16 protein-coding genes are annotated in these 21198 nt (G+C 72.0%); 15 read left to right on the top strand and 1 reads right to left on the bottom strand.

Going from position 1 to position 21198, the window contains the following annotated elements:
- Positions 1–67: 67 nt before the first annotated feature.
- Positions 68–535, bottom strand: coding sequence for a cyclophane-containing RiPP N-acetyltransferase HaaN (haaN, locus tag ABD385_RS23645; protein WP_344579446.1), 468 nt, complete (start codon positions 533–535; stop codon positions 68–70).
- Positions 536–937: 402 nt separating this feature from the next.
- Here haaN and ABD385_RS23640 point away from each other — a divergent pair, with 402 nt between their 5' ends.
- The 15 genes from ABD385_RS23640 to ABD385_RS23570 all read left to right on the top strand — a co-directional run bounded on the left by ABD385_RS23640 (position 938) and on the right by ABD385_RS23570 (position 21170).
- Positions 938–1390, top strand: coding sequence for a transposase (locus ABD385_RS23640; RefSeq protein ID WP_344579444.1), 453 nt, complete (start codon positions 938–940; stop codon positions 1388–1390).
- Between the two features lie 216 nt (positions 1391–1606).
- Positions 1607–2287 (top strand): GTP cyclohydrolase II, encoded by a 681-nt coding sequence (locus ABD385_RS23635; protein WP_344579442.1) that lies wholly within the window; start codon positions 1607–1609, stop codon positions 2285–2287.
- 14 nt (positions 2288–2301) lie between these two features.
- Entirely contained in the window at positions 2302–3999 is a 1698-nt protein-coding gene (locus tag ABD385_RS23630) for a WD40 repeat domain-containing protein (RefSeq protein ID WP_344579440.1), read from the top strand.
- Positions 3996–4997: a formylglycine-generating enzyme family protein gene (locus ABD385_RS23625; protein ID WP_344579438.1), complete on the top strand. Its 1002-nt coding sequence runs from the start codon at positions 3996–3998 to the stop codon at positions 4995–4997. The genes ABD385_RS23630 and ABD385_RS23625 overlap by 4 nt, the downstream gene beginning before the upstream one ends.
- Entirely contained in the window at positions 4994–6028 is a 1035-nt protein-coding gene (locus tag ABD385_RS23620) for a formylglycine-generating enzyme family protein (protein ID WP_344579436.1), read from the top strand. The genes ABD385_RS23625 and ABD385_RS23620 overlap by 4 nt, the downstream gene beginning before the upstream one ends.
- A gap of 11 nt (positions 6029–6039) precedes the next feature.
- Entirely contained in the window at positions 6040–9252 is a 3213-nt protein-coding gene (locus ABD385_RS23615; RefSeq protein ID WP_344579434.1) for an AMP-binding protein, read from the top strand.
- Positions 9249–14876: a type I polyketide synthase gene (locus ABD385_RS23610; protein ID WP_344579432.1), complete on the top strand. Its 5628-nt coding sequence runs from the start codon at positions 9249–9251 to the stop codon at positions 14874–14876. Before ABD385_RS23615 ends, ABD385_RS23610 begins: the two co-directional genes overlap by 4 nt.
- 121 nt (positions 14877–14997) lie before the next feature.
- Positions 14998–15870 (top strand): 3-hydroxyacyl-CoA dehydrogenase family protein, encoded by an 873-nt coding sequence (locus ABD385_RS23605; protein WP_344579430.1) that lies wholly within the window; start codon positions 14998–15000, stop codon positions 15868–15870.
- Positions 15867–16118 carry an acyl carrier protein gene (locus ABD385_RS23600; protein WP_344579428.1) on the top strand — a complete coding sequence of 84 codons (252 nt, stop codon included), beginning with the start codon at positions 15867–15869 and terminating at the stop codon, positions 16116–16118. The genes ABD385_RS23605 and ABD385_RS23600 overlap by 4 nt, the downstream gene beginning before the upstream one ends.
- The gene (locus ABD385_RS23595; protein ID WP_344579426.1) at positions 16111–17223 is read left to right on the top strand and encodes an acyl-CoA dehydrogenase family protein; all 1113 of its coding nucleotides are present in this window, start codon (positions 16111–16113) and stop codon (positions 17221–17223) included. The genes ABD385_RS23600 and ABD385_RS23595 overlap by 8 nt, the downstream gene beginning before the upstream one ends.
- Entirely contained in the window at positions 17220–18320 is a 1101-nt protein-coding gene (locus ABD385_RS23590; RefSeq protein WP_344579424.1) for an HAD-IIIC family phosphatase, read from the top strand. The genes ABD385_RS23595 and ABD385_RS23590 overlap by 4 nt, the downstream gene beginning before the upstream one ends.
- Positions 18321–18393: 73 nt before the next feature.
- A complete protein-coding gene (locus tag ABD385_RS23585) occupies positions 18394–19095 on the top strand; it encodes an alpha/beta fold hydrolase (RefSeq protein ID WP_344579422.1) in 702 nt (233 codons plus the stop codon).
- Positions 19096–19154: 59 nt separating this feature from the next.
- A complete protein-coding gene (locus ABD385_RS23580; protein WP_344579420.1) occupies positions 19155–20000 on the top strand; it encodes an MBL fold metallo-hydrolase in 846 nt (281 codons plus the stop codon).
- Positions 19990–20694: a RibD family protein gene (locus ABD385_RS23575; RefSeq protein ID WP_344579418.1), complete on the top strand. Its 705-nt coding sequence runs from the start codon at positions 19990–19992 to the stop codon at positions 20692–20694. Before ABD385_RS23580 ends, ABD385_RS23575 begins: the two co-directional genes overlap by 11 nt.
- On the top strand, positions 20691–21170 hold the full coding sequence (locus ABD385_RS23570; protein ID WP_344579416.1) for a deaminase: 480 nt from the start codon (positions 20691–20693) through the stop codon (positions 21168–21170). The genes ABD385_RS23575 and ABD385_RS23570 overlap by 4 nt, the downstream gene beginning before the upstream one ends.
- The last annotated feature ends 28 nt before the right edge of the window (positions 21171–21198 follow it).

Raw genomic sequence — 21198 nt, 5'->3', positions numbered from 1 at the left:
CACATGGCCGAAAGGCGACCGGAAAGGGCGCCGGCAGCGGAGAATGCCGGCGGGTGTGGCGCGGCGCTTAGGGAAGCTCGATCCGGTAGACGACCTTCCCGTCGAACTCGGTGAATCCCAGTGACGCGTAGAAGGCGCGCGCACCGGGATTGTCCCGGCCGGTCGTCCACTCGATGCGGGTGCACCCGGGGCGGGCCGCGGCCACCGCGCGCAGTTCGCCCATCAGCCGGGCTCCGACGCCTTGGTGGCGGCAGGTGTCGCGGACGTACAACTCCTTGAGGAAGAGCGAGTGCGTGGAGCCCGCTGCCGGCCACAGGAACCCGTAGGCCGCCAGTCCGACCAGGTCGCCGTCGGCGTCCTCGACCAGGAGGACGCGGGCCAGCGGCGGCGAACCGAAGAGGGCCTCTCCCACCTGGCGGACCCGTTCCGCCAGCGGCTGCACCTCGGTCTCCCCGTAGAAGCGGTCCATCTCCTCGACCAGTTCGGCCACCGCCAGGACGTCCCCGGTGTCGGCCGGGCGGATCGTCACGCTCACGGACATCTCCCGTCGTTCTCGGCTCGCTCGACTCGTGACCCTTCAACGGACGGCCGCGGCCCGGCGACACGGCACGGCGGGGCCGTCGGGATGCTCCCGGCCAAATACCGCACCGTCCCGGCCAACTGCCCGGCCCTTCCCGGCCACGGGACGGGCGGATGAGAGGGCGGCGGGCCTGAGGGGTACGCGAGGACGACCGGTTGCCGGCGTGGTGGGGTCCGTTCGCCGATCATTCCCCTGACCACGGGCGGGAATCCCCGAAGGGTGTGGACGAGGTGCCCATGATCGGTAATTGCGGTGACGCCGCGCGGGACAAACAAGATCGTGTCCGTGAATTGAGACGGCTGAGACGCGATGACATGTCTCATGTGGTGGCATGGGCCTGGGGCACCATCGCCCCTCATGGACAGCGACCTGTTCGCCAGACTCGTTCCCGACGGGCTGTGGCAAATAGCCGCCCCGCTATTACCGACGTTCGGCCACCGTCCACAAGGCGGCGGAACGGCCCCGCGAGACGAGCGGATCGTCTTCACCGCAGTGGTCTACGTATTAACCAGCGGCTGCGCCTGGCGCCAGCTGCCGAGGGCGTTCGGCGTCTCGCCCGCGACGGTGCACCGGAGGTTCGTATTGTGGAGCGAAGTGGAACTGTGGCGTCGACTTCATGACGCCATTCCGGAACAGCGCGGCACCTACGGCGAGTTGGCGTGGACGTCGACGATCGTGCAGGCCGCGGCGGCGCGCGCCCACACGACACACGCCGCCCGGCGCCGGCCCGCCCAGCCGCCGGCGGGCGGGCAGCAGGAGCCCGGGGCGGACCGGGATGCCGGCTCGCCACCTGCGCGCTTTCCGGAATGACGGCCCCCTGTGCGGCCTTTCCGACGCGGCCGACCGCCCGCACCGAGTGCGACGTACCAAGGGCACCAGCGCCACCACGTGAGACGTGTTGTCCCGCTTGACGACGCTGTGGGATTTGCGGGATTGTGGCGCCGGATCAAGGGCCTGCGGCATGTGCAGTAGGTAGCGGAAAAAGCGGTTCCGGAAAGACGCGCAAGCCAACTTCGGATGGCGGGGATGTCATTGGAAAACCGTTCTTCCTACCCATTCAGTAAGAATCCGGTACTCGATCAATCAGCCGGAGAGAAACCGGAACCTCCGCGTGTCCGCACGCGGGTGCGCATTCCGTTGAAGATATCCGACGGCAAGCTCGCGCCGAGCGAAATCATCACCTTCGACGGACTCGACGACGGACGCGAACACCTCATGGTCGTGTTCGGGGACGCGCTGACCCAATCCGTACCGCTCGTCCGGCTCCACTCCGAGTGCCTGACCGGTGACGTGCTCGGATCCACCCGCTGCGACTGCGGGCCGCAATTGCGCGAGGCCATGACCTTGATGCACGACAAGGGCGGCCTCCTGCTCTACCTCCGTCAGGAGGGCCGGGACATCGGTCTCTACAACAAGATCGATGCCTATGCCCTGCAAGACACCGGCATGGACACCTTCGAAGCGAATCGTGCCCTGAACTTCCTCGACGACCAGCGCACCTACTCCTCGGCTGCCCAGATGCTCGTCACGATGGGCCTCAAGGAAATCGAGATCCTCTCCAACAATCCGGAGAAGATCCGGCAGCTGGAGGCCGGCGGTATCACCGTCCACCGTCAACGGCGCACCGCCGTCCACCTCACCGAGGCGAACCGCAAGTACCTCCAAGCAAAAGCCATGTACGCCGGCCATTCCATCGAAATCGACTGACGAGGAGGGCGCGCGTGATCGCGCACAAGAGTCCCATCAGCGGTATTGCGGCCTACCAGGACAAGTACATCGCCAGCGCCGGCTACGACAACCAAGTGATCCTGTGGGACCAGGCCACCAAACGCCCGGTCAACCGCGTCCTGCACGACCACCTCGCCAACCAGTGCGCCTTCAGCCCCGACGGCACCCTCCTGGTCACCTCGTCCAGTGACTACAGCGCACGCCTGTGGTCCGTCCCCGACCTGAAGCTCCGCGCGGTCTTCAACGCACAGGCCGACGACGTGGAGATGTCGGCGTTCCACCCGACCCGGGAATGGATCGCCACCGCCTCCCGCGACCACAACCTGCGCGTCTACGACTTCACCGGCACCCTGGTGCACTGCTGCGTCGGCCACACCGCCGACGTCATCTCGGTGGACTGGTCCGCCGACGGAGAACAACTGGTCACCTCCAGCGACGACGGCACCGTCAAACGCTGGTCCGCCACCACCGGCGCCCTCCTGGAGGACATCGACCTCGGCGGCGTCGAGACCGACACCATCGTCAGCGCCCCCGACGGCACCCTCTACGCGGGCAACGACGGCGGCCAGATCATCGTCATCCGCGGCGCGGACCGCACCACCGTCCAGGGACACGACGCCGGCATCAAACGCCTGGTGCTGAGCGCCGAGCGCGGCCTCCTGGTCAGCCTCAGCTACGACCGCAAACTGCTGCTGTGGGACACCGGCGAACGGGAACTCCGCCAGATCGGGCAGTCCGACATCCCCGACGACGTCTGGCCCCGCTCCTGCGCCTTCGCCGCCAAGGACACCCTGGTCTTCGGCACGTTCGGCGCCTCCTACCGCACCTACGACTACCTCAGCGGCCAGTGGAGCGACGCCGCCGTCCCCACCACCCCCGGCATCAACGCGGTCTGCGCCGACGGCGGCAGCGTCTACACGGTCGGCGACGCCGGCACCGTGCTGCGCGACGGCGCGGTGCACGGGCAGACGGGAAGCCTGTGCAACTTCCTCACGCCGCTGAGCCCCACGGTCGTGGTCACCGGCGGCCAACTCGGCAAGCTGATGGACGCCGCGACCGGACGCGTCCTGCACCAGCACCGCTCGCCGCTCAACTGCGGCGTCCGCTACGACGTGGACGGGGTCCCCCACCTGCTGGTGGGTGCCTACACCGGCGAGGGGCTGGTCTTCCGCCTCGCTCCGGACGGCCAACTCCACCACGTCACCGACCTCCCCCTGCACGAGAACGCGGTCAAGGGCGTCGCCGTCTCCGGCGACCTGCTGTTCTCCGTGTGCGCCGACACCGGCGTCGCCTGGCACGACGCGCGCACCAGGGAACTCGTCCACCGCATCGACGCCGCCCACGACCGCATCGCCAACGGCTGCGTGGGCCTCGCCGACGGCCACTTCGCCAGCGTCGGACGCGACCTCAAACTCCGGCTCTGGGCACCGGACTTCACCTCTCGCGTGATCCCCACGACGCACCCCAACTCCATCAAGTGCGTCGCCGCCGACGCCGCCGGCCGACTGATCGCGACCGGTTCCTACCACGGCCACGTCAAGATCTACGACCGCGCCGGCGACCGGTGGACCATCGAGGAACGCCCGACCACCGCCGGCATCTCCTCCCTGTCCCACGACCCCGACCGGGGCCTGTTCCTGGCCGGCTCCTACGACAGCCAGGTCTACGAACTCCCCGGGACGACGGCGTGACCACCTCCACCGGACGGCCCCGACCCACCGTCACCGACCCCAACCGGCTCGACGACCGGTCCGCCATGGGACTGCCCGCCGCACTGGTCGAACGCCTCCCGCACGACCTGTTCGCCCGCCACGCCGACCTGCTGAGCCGCGCACCCGCCGAACTCGTCGACCTGTGCGGCGACGCCACCGCGGACTTCGCCCGCCGCTACGCCGCCGGCACCCTCCTGGGACTGCGCGGCGACCCCCGGATCCGGCCCGACGACCCGGACACGGTGGCCCTGCCCGCCGCACACTGCGCCATCGGACTCCCGGAGGACCAGGTCCAACAGGTCGTCGACGACTGGGCCGACGTCGGGGTGCAGGAATCCTGGATCGTCAAGGAATGCCCCCGCCACCAGATCCACTTCGACGCCTTCCGGATCATGCGGTACCCGGTCACCAACCTCGAATACCGCGCCTTCCTCGCCGACACCGGCGCCGAGGCGCTCCCCACCTCCTGGGAATTCGGCGGCTACCCCCTGCACCGCGCCAACCACCCCGTCTGGACCGTCCGACCGCAGGACGCCGACGCCTACGCCGGGTGGCTGGCCGCCCGCACCGGCCGCCACTTCCGGCTGCCCACCGAAGCCGAGTGGGAGTACGCCGCGACCGGCGGCCGCGACCGCGCGTACCCCTGGGGCGACGCCTTCCGGCCCGACCACGCCAACACCGTCGAGGACGGCCCCCTCACCACCTCCCCCGTCGGCATCTACCCGGCCGGCCGCACCCCGTTCGGCGCCGAGGACATGGCCGGCAACGTCGAGGAGTTCGTCGCCGACGACTACCGCCCCTACCCGGGCGGCGCCGCAGTGGCCGACGACCTCACCGCCGCCGGCTCCTACCGCATCGCCCGCGGCGGCAGCTTCACCCGCTTCGGCGACCTCGCCCGCTGCTCCCGACGGCACGGCTGGTTCGACCGCAAGATCTACGCCATCGGCTTCCGCCTGGTCGAGGAGGTCGCGGCGTGACGGTCGCCAGCGGACGCCCCGTGCCCCCCAACACCGACCTGATCGGCGACCGGCACGCCATGCGGCTGCCGGCCTGGTTCGAAGGACGCACCCGGCCCACCGAACTCCAGCGCCACGCCGCCGAGTTGCGAGGGGAAACCCCCGACGCACTGGTGGCCCTCGCCGAGGACCCGGACGTCCCCTTCGCCCGCCGCCACGCGGCCGGCAACCTGTGCGGCCTGGTGGGGGACCCCCGCATCCGCCCCGACGACCCCCCGATGGTGGACGTCCCCGGCGCCCGCGCCCGCATCGGCCTGGAGGCGGACCGCCTGCCGGAGGTCCTCGCCCAGTGGCGGCACACCGGCCTCCAAGAGGACTTCCTGCGCAAGGAGTGTCCGGCGCACGACGTCGACCTCGCCGCGTTCCGCCTGATGCGCTACCCGGTCACCAACCACGAGTACCGGGTGTTCCTCGAAGACACCCGCGCCCGCTGGCTCCCCACCTCCTGGCACTTCGGCTGCTACCCCGACCACCTCGGCAACCACCCGGTGTGGACCGTCCCCGCCCAGGCGGCGGACGCCTACGCCGAGTGGCTCGCGCACCGCACCGGGCGGGCCTTCCGGCTGCCATCCGAAGCCGAGTGGGAGTACGCCGCCACCGGCGGGCAGCGCCGCGAATTCCCCTGGGGCGACGCCTTCGCCCCCGACCGCGCCAACACCTCCGAAGCCGGACCGCTGTCCGCGACCCCCATCGGCAGCTACCCCGCGGGCCGTTCCCCGTTCGGCGTCCTGGACCTGGCCGGCAACGTCGAGGAGTACGTGGCCGACGACTACCGCCCCTACCCGGGCGGCGAACTCGTCGCCGACGACCTGCTGCCGTACGCCGGCGGCATGCACTCCGCCAACGAGGTGCTGCGCGCCCAGAGCACCTACCGCATCGTGCGGGGCGGCAGCTTCACCCGCCGGGGAGACGTGGCGCGCTGCCGGCGCCGACACGGACTGTACGACCGCGGCTTCTACGCGGTCGGGTTCCGACTGGCCGAGTCCTCCTGAGACAGGGAATCATGCAGCGAGCCCCTCATGTCGCGGTCATCTACCACAGCAGGAAAGGCACCCTCCACGCGCTCGCCCGAGCCGCCGCGGACGGTGCGCTGGCAGGCGGCGCCGCCGTGCGCCTGCGCCGCGTCGAGGACCGCGCACAGCAGGGGCCACCACCCGGTGCACCCCACCCCGTTCCGGTCGCCACGCACGACGACGTGCTGTGGGCCGACGGCATCGTGCTGGGCACGCCCACCTACTTCGGCAACGTCTCCGCCGCGCTGAAGCAGTTCCTCGAATCGACCTCGGACCTGTGGCGCGCCGGCGCCCTCGCCGACCGGGTGGTCACCGGCATGACCAGCGCCAACAGCCCGCACGGCGGCCGCGAAGCCACCCTGCTCGCGCTGTACCGCAGCATGTACCACTGGGGCACGTTGATCATGTCGGCCGACCCCACCGACAGCTCCTTCACCGCCGCCGGCGCCAACCCCTACGGCGTCGGCGCACCCCCGGCCACCGACGGCGCCGTCCCCGCGGCGTACCTGCGCGCCGCGGACGCCCTGGGCCGCCGGCTCGGCCACTACGCGCACCGACTCGCCGCCTCCCACACCGCCGCCCGCATCACCACCCGCCCCACCCGCATCGCCGTCCTCCACCACCCCGACTGCGCCGGCACCCGCATCCTGGCCGACGCCCTCGCCCACGGAGCCCGTTCCCCACACGCCGAGGTCAGGCTCCGCCCGCTCGCACCGCCCGGCGCCGCCCGCACGCCGTCCGGTACCCGGGCCGCCACGCCCGCCGACGTCGCCTGGGCCGACGCCGTCGCGTTCGGCGCGCCGGTCCGCGCCGGCATCGTCGCACCGCTCCTGTCACAGTTCCTGGCGTCCTGCGAACCCCTTTGCACCACAGGTGAGTTGAGGGGAAAGACGGTCACCGCCTTCGTCACCACCCGCCATCCGCACAGCGGCAGCGAAACCGCCCTCCTGGCGCTCTACGACGCCCTGCACCACTGGGGAGCGGTCATCGTGCCCCCCGGCTACACCGACCCCGCCGTCGCGGCGGCCGGCGGGAACCCCTACGGCACCGCGCACTGCACCGCGGGCGGCGCACGGCCCGCGGACGCCACCGTCGAGGCGGCCGTCTTCCAAGGACAACGCCTGGCACGGCTGACCGCACGCCTGCACGGGCGGTGCGCCACCAGCCCGGGCCCGCCGCGCGAACCGCCCGCCCACGGGCCGAACAGGACCGCAGCCGCCCCGCCCGCCGGTGCCCTCCCTGTCCGAGAGGAACTCCACGTGACCCCTGCGAAGGACGCCGCCACCGCCCAGGAACCGAGCGCCGCGCGCATCCGCCACCTCGGCGAACTGCTGGACCACCACAACGCGCACCGGCCGCAGGCACCGGCCGTCCTGTGCCCGAACGTTCCCGCCCTGACGTACCGCGCACTGCACCAGCAGGCCGAGCGCACCGCACGCGGGCTGGCCGCCGCGGGCATCGGGCGCGGCGACCGGGTCGCCGTCGCCCTGCCCCACGGGCCGCACGCCGCCGCCGCGTTCGTCACCGTGGCCCGCACCGCCGTCGTCGCGCCGCTCGATCCCACCGGCACGGCCCGGGAATTCGACGCCTTCTTCACCGACATGGACGCCCGCGCGGTCATCGTCCGACAGGGCGCCGACACCCTGGCCGCCGCCGTCGCCCGCGCCCAGGGCCGCACCCTGCTGCACCTCGTGCCCGTCCCCGACGGCGCGGCCGGCACGTTCGACCTCGTCCCCGACCCGGACGCCGCACCGTCCCCGGCCCGCCGGTCGCCCGCCCAACCCGCCCCACCCGACGACGACGCCGGGCGCGCCGCCGACATCGCCTTCCTCATGCACACCTCCGGCACCACCGGCCGCCCCAAACTCGTGCCGCAGACGCACGACATCGTCTGCCACTCCGCCCGCAACATCGCCACCAGCCTCCAGCTCGAAGACCGCGACCGCTGCCTGAACGTGCTGCCGCTCTTCCACGGACACGGACTGATGAGCCCGCTGCTGGCCACCCTGTGGGCCGGCGCCAGCGTCGTGTGCCCCGAAGGGTTCGACGCCACCGCCTTCCCCGACTGGCTGACCGCCTTCACCCCCACCTGGTACACCGCCGTCCCCGCCGTCCACCAGGCGATCGTCGGCGCCCTGACGACCCGCCCGGACGCCCTCCGGCAGCCCCTGCGCTTCGTCCGCTCCGCCTCGGCCCCGCTCCCGGCCGACCTGCGCCAGGCACTGGAACGCGCCGTGCAGGCACCGGTCATCGACTCCTACGGCATGACCGAGGCGTGCTCCATCGTCACCAGCAACCCCCTACCGCCCGCCCCCCGGAAACCCGGCTCGGTCGGGGTGTCCATCGGCAACGAGATCGCCATCCGCGGCGAGCACGGCGGCCTCCTGCCCCCGGGCGAGAACGGCGAGATCGTGCTCCGCGGCGCCACCGTCATCGCCGGCTACGACGACAACCCCACGGCCGACGCCCAGACCTTCACCGACGGCTGGCTCCGCACCGGGGACTGGGGCCACCTCGACGAGGACGGCTTCCTCTTCCTCACCGGCCGCATCAAGGAGATCATCAACCGCGGCGGGACGAAGATCTCACCCGTGGAAGTGGAAGAGGCACTCCTGGCCCACCCCGCGGTGGCCGAGGCCGCGGTCTTCCCCCTCCCGCACGCCACCCTCGGGGAAGAAGTGGCGGCCGCCCTCGTCGTCACCACCCCGATCGAGGACGACGAGCTGACCGCGTTCCTGGCCACCCGCCTGGCAGCGCCCAAGGTCCCCCGACGCCTCTTCCGCCTGCCGGCCATCCCCCGCACCACCACCGGAAAGATCCAACGCGCCGCACTCGCCACCCGCCTGGCACGCCCCACCACCGGTCGGCAGACCGCACCCAGCACGGCGCTGGAGACCCGCATCGCCGCCATCTGGTGCGACCTGCTCGGCCGCGAACGCGTCGGCACCCAGGACCATTTCTTCGACCTCGGCGGCAACTCCCTGCTCGTCCGACAGCTCCAGGTGCGCCTGCACGACGCCCTCGGCACGGACGTACCCGTCGTGGAACTCTTCGCCCGCCCCACCGTCGGCGCCCTGGCCGACTACCTGGCCCGCGACGACGACCGCACCGAACCGGACCGGGCACCCGACGCGGCGGCGGGCAACCGGCGCCTGGCGCAACAACTCCAGCAGCGCCGCCGGCAGCGGGACGCCGAGATATGAGCACCGGACTGGAAATCGCCATCGTCGGCATGGCCTGCCGCTACCCGGGTGCCGAGAACGTCGGCCAGTTCTGGAACAACCTCCGCGACGGCGTCGAATCCCTCACCCACTTCGACGCGGACGCCCTCGCCGAAGCCGGGGTGCCGCCGGCCCTCCTGGACCACCCCGACTACGTCAAGGCCCGCGGCATCCTCGCCGACCCGGCCCTGTTCGATGCGGAGTTCTTCCAGATCACGCCCCGCGAAGCCGAACTCATCGACCCCCAACACCGGTTCTTCCTGGAATGTGCCTGGGAAGCCCTGGAGGACAGCGGATACGCCAACGAGCGCCGCCCCGCCGCCACCGGCGTCTACGCCGGATGCTACGAGAACACCTACCTGCGCCACCTCCAGGCACACCCCGAGCTGACCGAAGCGGCCGGCTGGCTGCTCACCCACCTCAGCAACGAAGCGGACTACCTCGCCACCCGCACCGCCTACAAACTCGACCTGCGCGGCCCCGCCGTCAGCGTCCAAACCGCCTGCTCCACCTCCCTGGTGGCCGTCCACCTCGCCGGACAGGCCCTGCTCAGCGGCAGTTGCGACCTCGCCCTGGCCGGCGGCAGCACCGTACGGGCCGAGCACACCGAGGGCTACCGTTACGAACCCGGAGGCATCCTCTCGCCCGACGGGCACTGCCGCTCCTTCGACGCCCAGGCCCAAGGCACCGTCAGCTCCAGCGGTGTGGGCGTCGTCGTCCTCAAGCGCCTGGAGGACGCGCTCGCGGACCGGGACACCGTGCACGCGGTCATCAAGGGATCCGCCATCAACAACGACGGCGCCGCCAAGGTGGGCTTCAGCGCCCCGAGCGTCACCGGCCAGGCCCGCGCCGTCCGCGCCGCCCACCTGATGGCCGACGTCGACCCCGGCACCATCGGCTACGTCGAGGCGCACGGCAGCGCCACCGCACTGGGCGACCCCATCGAGGTCGAAGGACTCACCCGCGCCTTCCGCGCCGGCACCGACCGTACCGGCCAGTGCGCCCTGGGCTCCGTCAAGTCCAACATCGGCCACACGCACGCCGCTGCCGGCCTCGCCGGACTCATCAAGACCACCCTGGCCCTGCGGCACCGCCGGATCCCGCCCAGCCTGCACTACCACCGCCCCAACCCCGACATCGACTTCGACCGCTCGCCCTTCCACGTCTGCACCGAACTCACCGACTGGAAGACCGACGAAACCCCCCGCCGGGCCGGCGTCAGCTCCTTCGGAACCGGCGGCACCAACGCCCACGCCGTCCTCGAAGAGGCCCCCGCCCGCCCCACGACCAGCGCCACCCGGCCCTGGCACCTCCTGCTGCTCTCCGGCCGCACCGACACCGCCCTGGAAGCCGCCACCGGCCGCCTGGCCACGCACCTGCGCGAGACCCCCGACCAGCACCTGACGGACGTCGCCTACACCCTCCAGGCCGGCCGCACCCCCTTCACCCACCGCCAAGCCCTCGTCTGCCGCGACGCCACCGACGCCGCCGAGGCCCTCGCCACCCGGGACCCCCGCCGACTGCTACGGCAACGGCAACACACCGGCCAGCGCAGCACCCGCCCGGTCGCCTTCATGTTCTCCGGCCTGGGCGACCAGTACCCGCACATGGCGCACGACCTCTACACCCACGAACCGGTCTTCCGCCGGGAGATCGACCGCTGCGCCCAACTCTTCCAACCCCACCTCGACATCGACCTGCGCACCCTGCTGTACCCCACGGACCGGGCCCCCGAGGCCCCGGCCCCGCACGGCGGCGGGCTCGACCTGCGCAGGATGCTCGGCCGCGGCGCCCCACCGTCCCCCGGCGCCGCCGAACTCCACCACACCCGCTACGCCCAGCCCGCCACGTTCATGGTCGAGTGGGCGTTGGCGCAGCTCTGGCAGGACTGGGGCGTCACCCCGCAGGCCCTGATCGGCTACAGCATCGGCGAGTGGGTGGCCGCCTGCGTCGCGGAGGTACTCTCCCTGGAGGACGCCACCCGCCTCGTCGCCCGGCGCGCACTGCTCATCGACCGCCTGGACGGCGGCGCGATGCTCGCCGTCTCGCTCCCCGAGGCGGCGGCGCGCGCCGTCGACGACCGGCTGTGCGTCGCCGCCCTCAACGGCCCCGCCCTGACCGTCCTGGCCGGTCCGACCGACGCGGTCGCCGAGGTCGAACGGCGGCTCACCGACGACGAGATCGCCTGCCGCCGGCTCCAGACCACGCACGCCTTCCACTCCCGGATGATGGAACCGGCCCGCGCGCCGTTCACCGAACTCACCCGCACCGTCACCCTCCGCCCGCCCCGCATCCCCTACCTCTCCAACGTCACCGGGACCTGGATCACCGACGCCGAAGCCACCGACCCGACCTACTGGGCCCGGCACATGTGCCAGACCGTGCGCTTCTCCAGCGGCGTCCAAGAGCTGTGGCAGGACCCCGACCGCATCCTGCTGGAGGTCGGGCCCGGACAGGCGTACAGCAGCCTGGCACTGCAACTGCTGCCCGAGGACGGCGACGGCAGCCGCACGGCGCTGTCCTCGCTGCCCGCCGCCCACGACGACCAGGGTGCCGGCCCGTTCCTCCTGGCCACCCTCGGCCGACTGTGGCTGGCCGGCCTGGAACCGGACTGGGACCGCGTCCACTCCGGGGCGGAACCCGGGCGGGTCCCCCTGCCCACCTACCCGTTCCAACGCCAGCGGTACTGGATCGACCTGCCCACCACCCCGGGCCGGGACGCCCACCGCCCACCCGGCACCCAGGCACCGACGCCGGCGTCCACCGACCCGCTGCGCAAGCTCCCCGACCTCGCCGACTGGTTCTCCGTCCCCACCTGGACCTCCACCGCACCACCGGCCCCCGTCGACGACGAGGAGCTGGCCGCACACCCGCAACGGTGGCTGCTGTTCCTCGACGACCTCGGCTTCGGCGAACGCCTGGCCGGACGCCTGCGCCGGACCGGGCACGACGTCACCACCGTTGCGCCCGCGGCCCGTTTCCACCACGACGACCGGCACGCCACCCTCGACCCGGACCGGACCGAGGACTACCACGCACTGCTGCGGGACCTGGCCGCACACGACCGCCTGCCCCACACGGTCGCCCACCTGTGGACCGTCACCGCCGACGCCCCCGCACCGCCCGGCCCGGACCGGTACGACGACCACCGGCGCCGCGGCTTCGCCAGCCTGCTCGCCCTCACCCAGGCATGGGGTGCCCTCGGCACCGACGACCCGCTCCACCTGGCCGTGGTCTCCAACGGCCTCCGCCAAGTCACCGACGGCGAGCCGATCAGCCCCGAAAAGGCCACCGTCACCGGGCCCTGCCTGGTCGCCCCGCAGGAACACCCCCGGCTGACGACCCAGAGCATCGACCTCGGCCCCGCCACCGACCGCCCCCGCCTCACCGACCGCGCACTGGACCGCCTGCTCACCGAACTCGTCCGCCGGCCCGCCACCGACCCGGTCGTCGCCCACCGCGGACGCACCCGCTTCACCCCCGGCTGGCAACCACTGCCCCTCGCGCGCCCCGCGCACCGCCCGCCCCGCATCCGGGACCACGGCGTCTACCTGATCACCGGCGGACTCGGCGGCATCGGCCGGACCCTCGCCGCACACCTGGCCCGCACGGCCCGGGCCCGCCTCGTCCTGGTGGGCCGCTCCGCACTCCCCGCCCGGCACGACTGGGACGACTGGCTCGCCACCCACGACGCCGACGACGCCACCGCCACCAAGATCCGCGACGTCACCGCCCTGGAGGAACTCGGCGCGCAAGTACTGGTGCTCACCGCCGACGTGACCGACGCGCCCCAGATGCGCACCGCCCTGGCCACCGCCCGCGAACGGTTCGGCCCGCTCGACGGCGTCATCCACGCCGCCGGCATCCCCGGCGGCGGCCTGATGCAACTGAAGGACCCCGCCACCGCACACGCCGTACTGGCCCCCAAGGTCCACGGCACGCTGGTCCTCGACTCCCTGCTGCGCGAGAGCCCGTTGGACTTCCTGCTGCTGTGCTCCTCCACCATCGCCGTCAGCGGCGGACTCGGCCAGGTCGACTACTGCAGCGCCAACGCCTTCCTGGACGCCTACGCCCGGTACCGCAGCACCGCCGACGGCCCGCACACGGTCGCGGTCAACTGGGACGCCTGGCAGGAAGTGGGCATGGCGGTCAACACCCTCACCCCCGCCGCCCCGCCGCACCCCGAGCACCGCCCCGTCGACCACCCCCTCCTGCACACGTGCCTGGCCACCACCCCCACCCACGCCGTCTACGCCACGCGGTTCACCAGCCCCGACGACTGGCTCGTCGACGAACACCGCATGCTCGGCCACCCCGTCATCCCCGGCACCGCGTACCTGGAGATGGTGCGGGCCGCCGTGGCCGACCAGGGCCACGGCCACCTGGTCGACTTCGAAGACGTCCTCTTCCTCGCCCCCGTCGTCCTGGGCGACGGCCAGGCCCGCGAAGTCCACGTCGTCCTGGAGAAGCACGCCGACGCGTACCAGTTCTCCGTCGCCAGCCGCGCCGGCCACCCGGGCACCAGCGGCCCGCACTGGACCGAACACGTCACCGGCCGGGTCCGCCCCGCCCCGCCCCGGCCCGCCACAGACACCCCGCCGCAGGCCATCCCCGACCTGATAGCGCGCCACGCCCTGCGCGACGCGGGAGCCGTCACCCACCACGGCCCGATGACCTTCGGCCCGCGTTCCCAGTGCGTCGAACGCGTCTGGGTGGGGGAGGGGCACGTCCTGGCCCGACTGGCCGTTCCCGAGCCCTACGCCGACGAGGTCACCGCCCTGGGCCTGCACCCCTTCCTCCTCGACGTCGCCACCGGATTCGTCAGCCTCTACCTGGAACGCGACTACCTCATGCCGCTGCGCTACCGCGCCATCGACATGCACGCACCCCTCCCGCCCCGCCTCCACACCCTCCTGACCCAGCGCACCGAGGGGGCGGGCACGCCGCACGAGACCCGCTCCTTCGACGTGACCCTCCTCGACGAGGACGGCCGCGTCCTGCTGACCGTCCGGGACTTCGTCATGAAGAAGGCCCGCGCCCTGGACACCAAGCTGGTCGCGCTGCGCGACGGCACCTCCGACGAGGTGCCCGCCTTCCGCCACCCGCACCCGCCCGGCCCGTCCCACGAGGAGAACGCCTTCCGCGCCCACCTGGAGACCGGCATCCTCCCCGCCGAGGGCACCGACGCCTTCGAACGCATCCTGGCCCGCGACGTCACGCCTCAAGTCATCGTCGCGACCAAGGACTTGACGGCGCTCATGGGCAACGTCGGGGCCCTGCGACCCGAACCCGCCGACCCCCAGCCCACCACACCGCCCCGGGCCCACGCCCGGCCCCCACTGGCCACCCCCTACGTCGCCCCGACGACCCCCCTCCAACAGCGCCTGGCCGACCTGTGGCGCGACCACATCGGCGTCGAACCCGTCGGCATCCACGACAACTTCTACGACCTCGGCGGCCACTCCCTCCTCGGCATCACCCTCGTCGCCCGCATCCGCGAGACCTGCCAGGTCCACCTCACCCTGCAGACCCTCTTCGACCACCTCACCGTCGCCGCGCTCGCCGACGTCCTCACCGAACCAACCCCCCAGACGGAGCGCACATGACGCCACCCGCACCACCACCGGCACACCCACGCAGCCATCCACCGAGGCACCGCACACCACCGCACGCACACCGGGCCGGCACCCTCCTCGTCGGCCCCCACCAACACCACAGGAGGCAGACATGAGTCGGGTCGGGGTGATCGGCGCGGGCATCATGGGCGGGGGAGTGGCCCAGAGCCTGGCGACGGCCGGTCACGACGTCGTGCTGATCGACGTCAGCAAGGACATCCTGGATTCCACCGCCACCCGCATACGCACCGAACTGCGCCTGAGCCGCCTGGTCGGCGCGACCAAGGAACCCGTCGACACCGACCGGGCCCTCCGGGCGATCACCTTCACCACCGACTACGCGGACCTCCACGACGTCGACTTCGTGATCGAGAACGTCACCGAGAGCTGGGAGATCAAACAACGGGTCTACCCCGTCCTCGACGACGTCTGCCCCCCGCACTGCGTCTTCGCCGCCAACACCTCCGCCCTTCCCATCACCCGCCTGGCCTCCCTCACCCGGCGCGCCCCCCAGGTCCTGGGCATCCACTTCATGAACCCGGTCCCGATGAAGCCCGTGGTGGAGCTGATCCCCGGCCACCACACCACGCCGGCCACCGTGGCCACCGCCGAGGAACTGCTGGCCACCATGGGCAAGACCGCGATCGTCGTCAACGACTCGCCCGGCTTCGTCTCCAACCGCGTCCTCATGCTCACCATCAACGAGGCCGCCTTCCTCGTCCACGAGGGCGTCGCCACCGCCGAACAGGTCGACGCGGTCTTCACCTCCTGCTTCGGCCACCCCATGGGCCCGCTGGCCACCGCGGACCTGATCGGCGTCGACACCATCCTGCGCAGCATCGAAGTCCTCCACGACAGCTTCAACGACAGCAAGTACCGCCCCTGCCCCCTGCTCAAGCAGATGGTCGACGCCGGACTGCAGGGCCGCAAAACCCGGCAGGGGTTCTTCTCGTACGGATCCCACGGCTGGGAGGCTGACCGTTGACCGACATCCGCTCCGACCTCGCGACGTTCCTGGCCGACAGCTTCCCCAACCTGACGATCGCCGACGACGAGGACCTCTTCGGCCGCGGCATCGCCAACTCCCTGTTCACCATCCAACTGATCATGTTCGTCGAGAAGCACTTCGCCGTGCAGATACCGAACGAGGACCTCGAACTCGACAACTTCCGCACCGTGACGGCCATGACCAAGCTCGTCGAACGACTGACGGGAACCCGACCGGATGCCTGACCCCTTCCCCGACACCACCGCCTTCCGTGCCGTCGTCGACGCCGAGATCGCCCCGCACGCCGACCGGTTCGACCGCGACGAACGCCTCCCCGACGACCTGCTGGCCCGCCTCGGCGAACTGGGGTGGTGGGGCGCGATCCTCCCCACCGACGTCGGCGGCGCCGGCCTGGACCTCGTCACCCTCGGCGCCCTGCACGAGGAGGTCGGCCGCGGCTGCTCCTCCGTGCGCAGCCTGCTCACCGTGCACTCGATGGTGGCCCACGCCGTCGCCCGCTGGGGCAGCGCGGACCAACGCGAGCGGTGGCTGCCCCGCCTGGCCAGCGGGCAGGCACTCGGCGCGTTCTGCCTGACCGAACCGGAAGGCGGCAGCGACGCCGCCCAACTGGCCACCACCGCAACCCGCCACTCCGCCGGCCACACCCTCGACGGACACAAGCGCTGGATCACCGGCGGCCAACTCGCCACCCTGCTACTGGTCTTCGCCCGCACCGAACGCGGCCTGACCGCCTTCCTCGTCGAACGCGACACCCCCGGCCTCAGCATCCGCCCGCGCACCGGCATGTTGGGCACCAGGGCCAGCATGCTCGCCGAGATCGACTTCGACCACTGCCCCCTCGGCGCGGACGCCGTGCTCGGCCCGGAGGGCTTCGCGCTCGCCACCGTCCTCACCGGCGTCCTCGACATCGGCAGGTACAGCGTGGCCTGCGGCTGCGTGGGCATCCTCCAAGCCTGCATGGAGGCCAGCGCCGCCCACGCCGCCCTCAAGGGCAACCGCCCCGTCCCGCTCGGCGACCACCAACTCGTGCGCCGGATGCTCACCCGGATGGTCACCGACGTCCGGGCCGCCCGCCTGCTGTGCCGGGAAGCCGGCCGGCTCAAGGACGACGACGACCCGCACACCATCATGGCCACCTGGATCGCCAAGTACTTCGCCGCCACCGCCGCCAGCCGCGCCGCCGCCGACGCCGTCCAACTCCACGGCGCCGCCGGCTGCTCCACCGACCACCCCGTGCAGCGGTACTACCGCGACGCCAAGGTCATGGAGATCATCGAGGGCAGCACCCAGATCCAGGAGGTCCAGATCGCGGAGGAGGCGTACAGATGAGCAGCCGGACACCCGGCACCGCACCAGCCGGCGGCCGACGCGACACCCCGCGCGACAAGCCGCCCCGCGGCCGGGTCAAATGCGTGGTCTGGGACCTCGACGACACCCTCTGGGACGGTGTCCTCCTCGAAGACGGCGACGTCACGCCCCGACCGCACCTCGTCGCACTGGTCGAGGCGCTCGACGCGCGGGGCATCCTGCAGTCCGTCGCCAGCAAGAACGACCACGACGCCGCCTGGGCCGCCCTCACGCGGTGCGGACTGGCCGACTACTTCCTCCACCCCCAGATCAACTGGAACCCCAAGTCCGCCTCGATCGCGGAGATCGCCGGCGCCCTCAACATCGGCGTGGACTCCCTCGCCTTCGTCGACGACCAGCCCTTCGAACGCGAGGAAGTCGCCTTCCGCCACCCGCAGGTGCTGTGCGTGGACGCCGACGAGGCCGCCACCGCCCTCACGGAATGGGAAGAATTCCAGCCACGCTTCCGCACCGACGAATCGCGCAACCGACGGGCGATGTACCAAAGCGGCCTCGCCCGCGACCAGGCGGAAAAGGCGGCAACGGCCACCGGCGAGGACTTCCTGGCCACCCTCGACATGGTCTTCACCCTCACCCCCGCAGCGGAGGAGGACCTCCAGCGGGCCGAGGAACTCACCATCCGTACGAATCAGCTGAATTCCACCGGAAGGACCTACTCGTACGAGGAACTCAAGGTACTGTGCCAGTCGCCCGACCACCTGCTGCTCGTCGCCGAACTCGAAGACCGCTTCGGCCCGTACGGGAAGATCGGGCTGGCGTTGATCGAGACCGGCGAGACGGTCTGGAGGCTGCGATTGCTGTTGATGTCCTGCCGCGTCATGTCCCGCGGCGTCGGCGCGGTCCTGCTCAACCACATCATGACCCTGGCCCGCGACAACAAGGCACGACTACAGGCCGAGTTCGTCGAGACCGGGCGCAACCGGATGATGTTCGTGACGTACCGCTTCGCGGGCTTCCGTGAGGTCGCCCGCGAAGCCGACACCGTACTGCTGGAAGCGGACCTGACCCGCGTCCAACCCCCGCCCCGTCACCTCACCGTGGTGACCGACCCGACCTGACCCCGACCCGCCCGGGCCGCCCGCACCGGCACCCTCGCCCGGACACTCCTCACCTTGGGTGGAGCACTACGCCATGGCAACCTTCGTCCTCGTCCACGGTGCCTGGAGCGGCGCCCACGACTTCCGTCGCGTCCGCGACCTCCTCCAACGCGCCGGCCACCGGGTCTTCACCCCGAGCCTGACCGGCATCGGCGAACGCGCCCACCTGGCGAGCCCGCAGGTCGGCCTGACCACCCACGTCACCGACGTCGTCAACTGCATCCGCTACGAAGACCTCCACGACATCGTGCTGCTCGGCTTCTCCTACGGCGGCTGCGTGATCACCGGAGCCCTCGACCACATCGCCGACCGGGTACGCCACCTCGTCTACCTCGACGCCTTCCTCCCCGCCGACGGCCAGGCAGCCGGCGTCCCCGGCGGCGCCACCCACCCCCGCATCACCGCCCTGGGCGACAGCTGGCTGGTACCGCCGCCGCTGCGCGAGTTCGAGGACCCCGAAGTCGGTGCCTGGGTCACCGCCCGGCGCACCCCGCAACCGATCGGCACCTTCACCGAACCCGTGCGCCTGACCCGCCCGCCGGAGGAGTACCCCTTCACCCGCACCTACATCAAGGCCATCGGCGAACCCCGACCGGAACCGCCCGGCCCGTTCTGGACCGCCGCCGACCGCGTCGCGAAGTCCCCCGACTGGCGCTACCACGAAATCACCTCCAACCACCAGATCCCGAGCAACCGCCCCGAGGAACTCGCCGCGCTCCTGCTGGAGTTGGCCTGACGGCGAGCCGCAGCCACCACGCCCGACGTGACCCCACCCCCACAGGAGAGGACACCCACGTGCCTTGGATCTGCCTGACCTGCGGAAACCACGACTACCACGAAGGGAACGAACCCCCGACCGTCTGCGTCGTCTGCGCCGACGACCGGCAGTGGGTCCCCGCAGGCGGACAGCGCTGGTCCACCCTCGACCGCCTCAAGGCCGACGGCTTCCACAGCCAGGTGCGCGAGGTCGAACCCGGCCTCGTCGGCATCGGCGCCGAACCCGTCATCGGCATCGGCCAGCGCGGACTCCTCCTGCGCACCGACGAAGGCAACGTCCTGTGGGATCCGTCGCCCTACATCGACGACGCCGCCATCCAGGCCGTGCGGGACGCCGGCGGCCTGCGCGCCATCAGCTCCAGCCACCCCCACTTCTACGGGGCCGTCGTCGCCTGGAGCCAAGCCTTCGACGCCGAGATCCTGCTGCCGCAGGCGGACATCCACTGGCTCTCCCGACCCGCCGCCACCGAACCCCTGGTCACCACCTGGGAGGGCACCCTGCCGATCGCCGACGGCGTGACCCTCGTCCAGTGCGGCGGCCACTTCCCGGGCAGCTCGGTGCTGCACTGGGCGGCCGGCGCCGAAGGCCGCGGCCTCCTGCTCACCGGTGACACCATCAACATCTCCCCGGGCGAGGACCGGGTGGCCTTCCTCTACAGCGCCCCCAACCGCCTGCCCCTGCCCGAACAGGGCGTCCACCGCGTCGTCGAAGCCGTCCGCCCCTACCCCTTCGACCGGCTCTACGGCCACTGGTGGGAGCCGGCCATCCGCCGCGACGCGCAACGCATCCTCCAGGACTCCACCGCCCACTACCTCACCTTCATGCGCGGCACCGCACCCTCCTGGGTCGTCGATGGCGACTGACCAGCCCGCCACCGCACCACGCCCCTACGTCCTGCTCAGCGCCGCGATGTCCCTCGACGGCTATCTGGACGACACCAGCGACCGGCGGCTGCGCCTGTCCAACGCCGCCGACTTCGACCGGGTCGACGACGTCCGCGCCACCTGCGACGCCATCCTGGTCGGCGCCACCACCGTCCGGCGCGACAACCCCCGGCTCCTGATCGGCTCGGCCGCCCGAAGGGCCCGCCGCCGCAGCCAGGGACGCCCCGAACACCCCACGAAGGTCACCGTCACCACCAAGGGCCTCGACCCGTCCCTGGCCTTCTTCACCACCGCGGGCGACAAGATCGTCTACTGTCCCCGGCCGGCCCTGCCCACCCTGGCGGCGGAACTCGGCGACGTCGCCGAGGTGTCCGCCGCCGGCGACCCCCTCGACCTCGGCCTGCTCCTCGACGACCTCGGCGGCCGCGGCATCCGCACCCTCATGGTCGAGGGCGGCACGACCCTGCACACCCAGTTCCTCGTCCAGGACCTCGCCGACGAGGTCCACCTCGCCCTCGCCCCCTTCTTCGTCGGCGAAGCGGGCGCGCCGCGCTTCGTGGGCCCCGGCGCCTTCCCGCACGACACCGCCCGCCGGCTGCACCTCGCCGACGTCACACCGGTGGGCGACGTCGCCTTCGTCCGCTACCTGGCCAAACGGGGCGAGGGCGGATGAGCACCCACCGCGGCCAGCCGACCCGACAGGACCGGCACTGGCTCGGCGAAGCGATCGCGCTGTCCCACAAGTGCCCGCGATCCACCACCGCCTTCTGCGTCGGCGCGGTCGTCGTCGACCACCACGGCGAGGAGATCGCCCGCGGCCACTCACGCGAGGCGGACGACCACCAACACGCCGAGGAGGCGGCGTTGGCCAAACTCGACCCGCACGACCCCCGACTGGCCCACGCCACCCTCTACAGTTCCCTGGAACCCTGTGGTCTGCGCAGGTCACGCCCCGCCCCCTGCGCCCGCCTCATCGCCGCGGCCGGCATCCCCCGGGTCGTCTACGCCTGGCGCGAACCGTCCCTGTTCGTCGCCGCCCGGCAGGGCCTGGGCATCCTGACCGCTGCCGGCATCACCGTCGTCGAGATCCCCGACCTGGCCGCCGCCGCCCGAGCCGCCAACACCTACCTCCCGGGCATCGACCCCTGACCGCCCCGCCCCGACACAGGCGGCCACA

This window comes from Streptomyces lunalinharesii, assembly GCF_039532155.1.
GTDB classification, from domain to species: Bacteria; Actinomycetota; Actinomycetes; order Streptomycetales; family Streptomycetaceae; genus Streptomyces; species Streptomyces lunalinharesii.
The sequence above is the reverse complement of the archived record's forward strand: the minus strand, read 5'-3'. Positions and strand labels throughout refer to the sequence as shown.